Annotated in this window: 6 protein-coding genes; all 6 read left to right on the top strand. The window is 70.5% G+C overall.

Annotation, left to right across the window (positions count from 1 at the left end; genetic code table 11):
- On the top strand, positions 1 to 920 hold a 920-nt coding region (locus ACR9ZG_RS04495), incomplete at its 5' end, for a carbohydrate ABC transporter permease (RefSeq protein WP_481283626.1).
- 2 nt (positions 921 to 922) lie between these two features.
- Positions 923 to 1,813, top strand: a complete 891-nt coding sequence (locus ACR9ZG_RS04490; RefSeq protein ID WP_481283625.1) for a carbohydrate ABC transporter permease — start codon at positions 923 to 925, stop codon at positions 1,811 to 1,813.
- Between the two features lie 20 nt (positions 1,814 to 1,833).
- Positions 1,834 to 2,850 carry a LacI family DNA-binding transcriptional regulator gene (locus ACR9ZG_RS04485; protein WP_481283624.1) on the top strand — a complete coding sequence of 339 codons (1,017 nt, stop codon included), beginning with the start codon at positions 1,834 to 1,836 and terminating at the stop codon, positions 2,848 to 2,850.
- 201 nt (positions 2,851 to 3,051) lie between these two features.
- Complete coding sequence (locus tag ACR9ZG_RS04480) at positions 3,052 to 5,241, top strand: glycosyl hydrolase 53 family protein (protein WP_481283623.1); 2,190 nt, start codon at positions 3,052 to 3,054, stop codon at positions 5,239 to 5,241.
- Positions 5,242 to 5,265: 24 nt separating this feature from the next.
- Complete coding sequence (locus ACR9ZG_RS04475; RefSeq protein WP_481283622.1) at positions 5,266 to 5,916, top strand: hypothetical protein; 651 nt, start codon at positions 5,266 to 5,268, stop codon at positions 5,914 to 5,916.
- Between the two features lie 57 nt (positions 5,917 to 5,973).
- A complete protein-coding gene (locus tag ACR9ZG_RS04470) occupies positions 5,974 to 7,848 on the top strand; it encodes a thiamine pyrophosphate-requiring protein (protein WP_481283621.1) in 1,875 nt (624 codons plus the stop codon).
- Positions 7,849 to 7,879 lie beyond the last annotated feature (31 nt).

Here is a 7,879-nt window from a genome sequence, read left to right as displayed (position 1 = left end):
GTGTAGACGATCGGCGCCGTGCCAGACGGTCGGTGAGCGTCCCATACGCGATGCTCGCCCCGGCCATCGTGCTGTTCGTGCTGTTCATGGCGGCGCCGATCGTCTACACGGTCGTCATGTCGTTCCAGACGGTGAAGGTGAAGGGGCTCGGCCTGGGGTCCGGCAGCAAGAGCCTCGAGTTCGCCGGGCTGTCCAACTACATCGACGCGGTGAGCGACCCCGAGTTCCTGGCGAGCGTGCTGCGGGTGCTCCTGTACGGCGCGGTGCTCATCCCCGTCATGCTGGGCCTTGCGCTGGTCTTCGCGCTGCTGCTGGACTCCCGGCGGTCGCGCGCCGTGCGCTTCAGCCGCGTCAGCATCTTCCTTCCGTACGCGGTCCCCGCGGTCATCAGCTCGCTGCTGTGGGGCTTCCTCTACCTTCCCTCGGTGAGCCCGTTCGCCTACCTGACGAAGCTCGTCGGCGGATCGCCGCTGAACATCCTCAGCCCGGACCTGATCATCTTCGCCGTCGCCAACATCGCGCTCTGGGGCGGCGTCGGCTTCAACATGATCGTGATCTACACCTCCCTCCGCGCCATCCCCACCGACATCTACGAGGCGGCCAGGATCGACGGCGCGAGCGAGGTGCAGATCGCGTGGCGGATCAAGATCCCCATCGTGATGCCGTCCCTCATCATGACCGCGCTGTTCTCGGTGATCGCGACGCTGCAGGTGTTCGCGGAGCCGACGACGCTGAAGCCGCTCACCAACGCCATCTCCAGCAGCTGGACGCCGCTGATGAAGGTGTACCGCGACGCCTTCATCCGGGGCGACATCTACTCCGCGGCGGCGACGAGCGTGCTGATCGCGCTCGGCACCTTCGTGCTCTCGTTCATCTTCCTGCGCGTCGTCCAGCGCAGGGCGTTCGGTCAGGAGGACTGACGATGGCCACGATCACCGCGACCGACGTGCCGGCGCTGCGCACCCGCCGCAGCAGCAGCTCCACGGAGCGCCCCAGCGTGTTCGGCACCGCCATCCTGCTGCTCGGCGCCGTCTACTGCCTCCTGCCGGTGTTCTGGGTGCTCACGGCCTCCACCAAGGACGGCTCGGAGCTGTTCTCGACCTTCACCCTGGCGCCCAGCTCGCACCTCTGGGACAACATCGTGGCCCTCACGCAGTACCGCGACGGTCTCTTCTGGCGCTGGATGGTCAACACCGCCCTCTACGCCGGCGTCGGCGCCCTCGTCTCGACCTACGTGTCGGCCCTCAGCGGGTACGTGCTGGCCCGCTTCGACTTCCCGGGCAAGGGCGCGGTGTTCTCCGTGCTGCTCATGGGCGTGCTCGTGCCGGGCGTCATCCTTGCCATCCCGCAGTACTTCCTGCTGGCCCAGGTCGGGCTGACCAACACCTACTGGTCGGTCCTCCTGCCGCAGCTGATCAGCCCCTACGGGATCTACCTGGCCCGCATCTACGCCGCGGCCGCCGTGCCGCCGGACGTGGTGGAGGCCGCGCGCACCGAGGGGGCGGGCGAGCTGCGCATCTTCCACGGCATCGCGCTGCCGATGATGGCGCCGGGACTGGTGACGATCTTCCTGTTCCAGTTCGTCGCGATCTGGAACAACTTCATGCTCCCGTACATCATGCTCGGCAACGACCAGCTCTTCCCGATCACGGTCGGGCTCTCCGGACTGCTGAACCAGGGAGCGACGGTCCCGGCGATGTACACACTCGTGATCACCGGCGCGCTGCTGTCCATCGTGCCCCTGATCATCCTGTTCCTGCTGCTGCAGCGGTTCTGGCGCGTGGACCTCGCCGCCGGCGCCGTCAAAGCCTGATCCGTCCCTAGAATTCCCTCATGGCAAGCGATGCGGCGCGACGACGGCCGACGATCAACGACGTCGCCGAAGCGGCCGGTGTGTCACGCGGAACCGTCTCCAGGGTGCTCAACGGCGGCCACTGGGTCAGCCCGGACGCGCACGCGGCCGTGACCGCCGCGATCAAGAAGACCGGCTACCGCATCAACGCGGCGGCCAGGAGCCTCGCGACAGCACGCGCCCACTCCATCGCCTTCCTGCTGACCGAGCCGCACCACCTGCTGTTCGAGGACCCGAACTTCTCGATCCTGATGCGGGGCGCGGCCGATGCGCTCGCGGAGCGCGACGTCTCCCTCGTGCTCATCATGGCCTCCACCCCGGACGAGCAGCGGCGCGCGGTCGAGTTCATCGCCGCCGGGTCGGTCGACGGGGTCCTGCTCGTGTCCTCGCACAGCGGGGGCCAGGGCTTCGTGTCGGCCATCAACCGCCTCGGCCTGCCCGCCGTCGCGTGCGGCATCCCGCTCGGGTTCGAGCGGAAGATGGGATACGTGACCGCCGACGACCAGGACGGCGCGCGCGAGATGGTCGACTACCTCCGGTCGACCGGACGTCGCAGGATCGCCCACCTCGCCGGCCCGCAGGACACCTCGGGCGGGCGCGGCCGCCTGGCCGGCTACCGGGAGGCGCTCGGCGACGCGTTCGACGAGTCCCTGGTGGCGTACGGCGACTACGGGCGTTCGAGCGGCGCGGACGGCATGCGGCACCTGCTCGAGACCGCACCGGACCTGGACGCCGTCTTCGCCGCGAACGACCGGATGGCCGCGGCGGCCATCGAGGTGCTGAAGGCGGCGGGCCGCCGGGTGCCGGAGGACGTCGCCGTCGCCGGCTTCGACGACTCGCCGGCCGCCCTCCAGAGCGATCCGCCGCTGACGACGATGCGCCAGCCGTTCGACCGGATCAGCCGGGCGATGGTGCAGATGCTGCTCGACGAGGTGGACGGCGGCGGCTACGCGGCCATCACGGTGCCGACGGAGCTCGTGGTCCGCGAGTCCGCGTAGCGCGCTCGGCCCGGGGCCTTCTTGTGTGCTCGTTCCCGGCTGTGAACGCTCCCAGTCATTCCATCGTCGTTCTCGCGAATGAAGCGCGCGCGCCGCTCTGGATTGCGGGCACACGATGTGCTACTACTGTGAGCGCACACAGTTTCCCGCAGCGCGGCGGCCGATGACGGCATCCCGCTGCCCGACCGGAAGGAGCGGTTCGTGCAACGACGACGACCGTTCGGAACACGCAGGCTCGCGCTCGGCGCGACCCTCGCGATCGCGACCATCGCCGCCGCGCTCGGCGGCACCACCGCAGCCCAGGCGGCGGGGACCGGGCCGGTGGAGGCCGGCATCACCGTCCCCAAGGTCGACGGCCTCTCCCCCGACTTCGCCATGGGCGTCGACGTCTCGTCGGTGCTCTCGCTCGAGGAGAGCGGCGTGGTCTTCCGCGACGACAGCGGCAGGGCCGCCGACGTCTTCGCGGTGCTCGCGCAGCACGGTGTGAACACCGTGCGCATCCGCGTCTGGAACGACCCGTTCGACGACGCCACCGGCCAGGGCTACGGCGGCGGGAACGTGGATGTGACGCGCGCCGTCGAGATCGGCAGGCGCGCGGCCGCGGCCGGACTCGGCGTGGACGTCGACTTCCACTACTCCGACTTCTGGGCCGACCCCGGCCGCCAGCTCGCGCCCAAGGCGTGGCAGAGTTTCACCGTCGACCAGAAGGCCACGGCGCTGCACGACTTCACGGCCTCCACCCTCCAGCGCTTCACGGCGGCGGGCGTGAACGTGAAGCTGGTCCAGATCGGCAACGAGACCAACAACGGCATCGCCGGCTACACGCGCGCCGGGACGGCGATCGACGCGCCCTTCGCCCAGCTGCTCCAGGCCGGCTCCTCGGCCGTGCGCCAGGTGCTGCCGCACGCGCTGGTGGCGGTGCACTTCACCAACCCGGAGACGCCCGGACGGTACGCGGCGTACGCGGCGGGACTGCAGCAGTACGGCGTCGACTACGACGTCTTCGCCAGCTCGTACTACCCCTACTGGCACGGCACGACCCAGAACCTGACCGCGGTGCTGAGCCAGATCGCGACGACGTACGGCAAGAAGGTCATGGTCGCCGAGACGAGTTGGGTCAGGACGCTCGACGACGGCGACGGCTTCGCCAACTCCATCGGCGACGCATCGCAGGCGACCCAGTACCCCGTCAGTGTCCAGGGCCAGGCGACCGAGCTGCGCGACGTCATCGCCGCCGTCGCGGCCGTCGGCCCCGCGGGGATCGGCGTCTCCTACTGGGAGCCGGCCTGGCTCCCGGTCGGCCCCCCGTCCGCCCTCGACGCCAACCGCGCGCTCTGGGAGCGGGACGGCTCCGGCTGGGCGACGAGCGCCGCGAGCGCGTACGACCCGGCGAACGTCGGCCCCTGGTACGGCGGTTCGTCGTGGGACAACCAGTCGCTGTTCTCGTGGAACGGCACCCCGCTGGAGTCGCTGAGCACCTTCTCGTACGTGCGCACCGGGGCCGTGGCGCCGCGTGCCGTGGTCTCCGTGGAGCAGCCGTCGATCACGGTCACGGATGGCCAGAAGGTGACCCTGCCCAAGACCGTCGCGGTCACCTACAACGACGGCAGCGTCGAGCACCCGAACGTGAAGTGGTCGAAGGCCGTCGACGCGATCCGCGGACCGGGCACCTACGCCATCCCCGGCACCACCACGAGCAAGCAGCCCACCGTCGCCACGGTGACGGTGGTGGCGCCGGAGCACGCGCTGAACGGCGGCTTCGAGGATGCGGACCTGAGCGCCTGGACCCTGAGCGGTCCCGCGGCCCGGCAGCAGACCTCCGACGCCCACACCGGCTCCTTCGCCGTGACGTTCTGGAGCGGCTCCGCGTACACCGCGACGGCCTCCCAGCACCTGACGGGCATCCCCGCGGGCACGTACGTGCTGCGCGCGACGACCCAGGGCACGAACAGCCCGGCCACCGACACGCGCACGCTGACCGCCCGCACGTCCGCCGGTACCTGGAGCGCCCCGCTGGAGTTCACCTCCTGGAACCAGTTCCACACGGCATCGGTCCCGGCGATCACGGTCGGCGCGGACGGCGTGGTCGACCTCTCGGCCTCGTTCACGCTGTCGGCCGGCGCCTGGGGCGTGCTCGACGACGTGAGCCTGGTGGATGCGGCGTCGCTCGCGACCACGGACACCGACAAGTCCTCGCTCGCCTCGGCCCTCGCCTCGGCGCGGTCGATCGACCGGTCGGCCTACTCGGCGGTGTCGCTCGACCGGCTGGACGATGCGGTCGCGACCGGTGACGTCGTGATGGTGAGCCCGCGGGCGACCACGCAGGATGTGGCGGCGGCGGCCCGGGATTTGGCGAAGGCGATCTCGCAGTTGAAGAAGGGGCGGGCGTAGGGACGCCACCCCTACACTGCCCCTATGGATGGCAACGGGGACTCCGCCCGGGTCGCGCCCGGTCGCGCATGGATCGCGGGCGGGGTCCTCTTCCTCGCCTCCGTCATCGTCGGGGTCGGCCTCCAGCCGGTGTTCCCGACATATGCGGGCGGGACGATCGTCGCGACGCTGCTCTTCTCGGCCGCGCTGGTCGTTCTCGCGCTCGGCGTCGGCGGACGCGGGAGCGTCACCGCTCGCCGGCCGTTGGGCACCGTCGCCATGTGCGCGCTCGCGGTGTGGACGCCCGCGGTGGCGGTCGTCCAGCAGCTCGCGGGCGTCTGGCTCATCTCGACCGGATCCTCGATGGTCTACGGGTACGTCACGGCACTGGTGCAGTTCGCGCTCGCGCTGGTCGTCGTCGTGCAGATCGTCCGTGCTCGCGTCGTCCCGGAGCCGTGGGTGTGGTCGCCCGCCTGTGTGCTCGCGGCGATGGCCGCGCTGTGGCTGGTCGAGCAGCTCCCGGTCGCCGCCGAGCCGGCGGTCGCGTCGGTGCTGCTGTCGCTCGAGGGACTCGTGCGAACGGCGGCTCCCATCCTCTACGGCGTCGTCTCGATCTCCTTCGCCGGCCGGGTTCCAGCGGCCCCGCCGGAGTCGCGGGTGGCCCACCCGACGCGGACGCGCCGGGTGTCGTCCTGAGCGGGATGAGGTCGCCGACACGCCGGGGGCGTTGACGCCTCCGCTCTGAGGCGTTGGATGGCGGACAGCGGCAACGAGACCGGGAGGAACACCATGGCGACGGTGAGCGAGTTCGTGATCGACCGGATCCGGGAGTGGGGCGTCCGGCGCGTCTTCGGGTATCCGGGCGATGGCATCGGGGAGTTCGACGGCGCACTCGGCAAAGCCGAGCGTGCCGGCGAAGGGCTCGAGTACATCCGGCCGACCCACGAGGAGATCTGCGCCTTCATGGCGACGGCGCACGCCAAGTTCACCGGCGAGGTGGGGGTGTGCATCGCGACGTCCAGCCCGGGCGGCTTCCACCTCCTGAACGGCCTCTACGACGCGAAGATGGACAACCAGCCGGTCGTCGCCATCGTCGGCCAGCAGGGTCTGGACTCGCTGGGCACCTTCAACCAGCAGGAGAGCCACCTGGAGCGGACGTTCTCGGATGTCGCCGCCTACGTGCAGACGATCGTGTCGCCCGCGCAGGCGCAGGCCGTCGTGGACACCGCGTTCCGCACGGCGATCACCCGCCTGCAGCCGTGCGTGATCATCCTTCCGCACGACGTGCAGGGCCAGAAGATGGTGGAGCCCGGTGCCGAGATGTGGCAGTCGCGGTCCAGCGCCGTCGCACCATCGACCCGTCTCGCCCCTCCGCTGGAGCAGCTGGAGGCCGCGGCCGCGATCATCAATGCGGGCGAGCGGGTCACCTTCCTGGTCGGCGCGGGCGCCAACGGCGCGACGGCCGAGATCCTCCACGCCGCGGAGCTCGTCGGCGCCGGCATCGTCACCAGCCTGCGCGGGAAGCACGTGGTGCCGTCGGACGTGCCGTTCCACACCCAGCAGCTCGGCCTCCTCGGCTCGCGGGCGAGCTCCCAGCAGATGAAGGACTGCGACACCCTCGTCCTGCTGGGCACGAACTACCCGTACGGACAGTTCCTGCCCGCGACGGGCCAGGCGCGAGCCGTGCAGGTCGACCTCCGCCCGGAGCAGCTCGGCATGCGGTACCCCACCGAGGTGAGCATCTGGGCCGACGTGAAGACGACGCTCGACGGCCTCCTCCCCCTGCTGACCCGCACCGAGGACCGCTCCTGGCAGGAGAAGGTCGCCGCCGACATGGCGAAGTGGGACGACGAGCTGACCGCGCAGGCCGAGCAGACGTACGACGACGGCGTGAACCCCCGCCGGGTGTACCAGGAGCTGAACAAGCGCCTCCCCGCCGGGGCGATCGTCACCGCCGACGCCGGCACGACCGCCGACTGGTACGGCCACTACATCCGGCTGCACGACGGGATGCTCGGCGACCTCTCCGGGCGGCTCGCCAGCATGCTCGCGGCGATGCCGTACGCGGAGGCGGCGAAGTTCGCGTTCCCCGACCGGCCCGTGGTGTGCACGATCGGCGACGGTGCGTTCCAGATGCTGGGGATGAACGAGCTCATCACGATCAAGAAGTACCTGTCCCGCTGGGCGGACCCGACCTTCATCGTGCTCGTGCTGCACAACGATGACCTGACGCAGGTCTCGTGGGAGATGCGGACCGAGGACGGCAACCCGGTGTGGTCCACTTCGCAGGACGTGGAGTCGGTCGACTACGCCGGCTGGGCGCGGCTCCTCGGGTTCAACGGCATCACCGTGACGGAGGACGACGACGTCGCGGCGGCCTGGGACGCGGCGTTCGCGCACCGCGGCGTCACGCTGATCGACGCGCACACCAGCAAGAACGTGCCGCCCCTCCCGCCGCACATCACGTTCGAGTTCGCGAAGAACACCGCGAAGGCGCTCCTCTCCGGCGATCCCGAGGGCTTCGGCGCGATCAAGGACTCGGCGACGTCGCTGGTGACCGAGGGGGTGGAGCGGGTGAAGGGGGCGCTGCGGCGGGACGACCACGGCCGCGGCGACGACGAGGGCTGAGCCGACGCGGTCGGCGCTCGCGCCCGACGGC

The sequence above is a fragment of the Leifsonia sp. KNZ12-8B genome (assembly GCF_056755495.1).
This window is presented reverse-complemented; position numbering and strand designations above follow the sequence as displayed.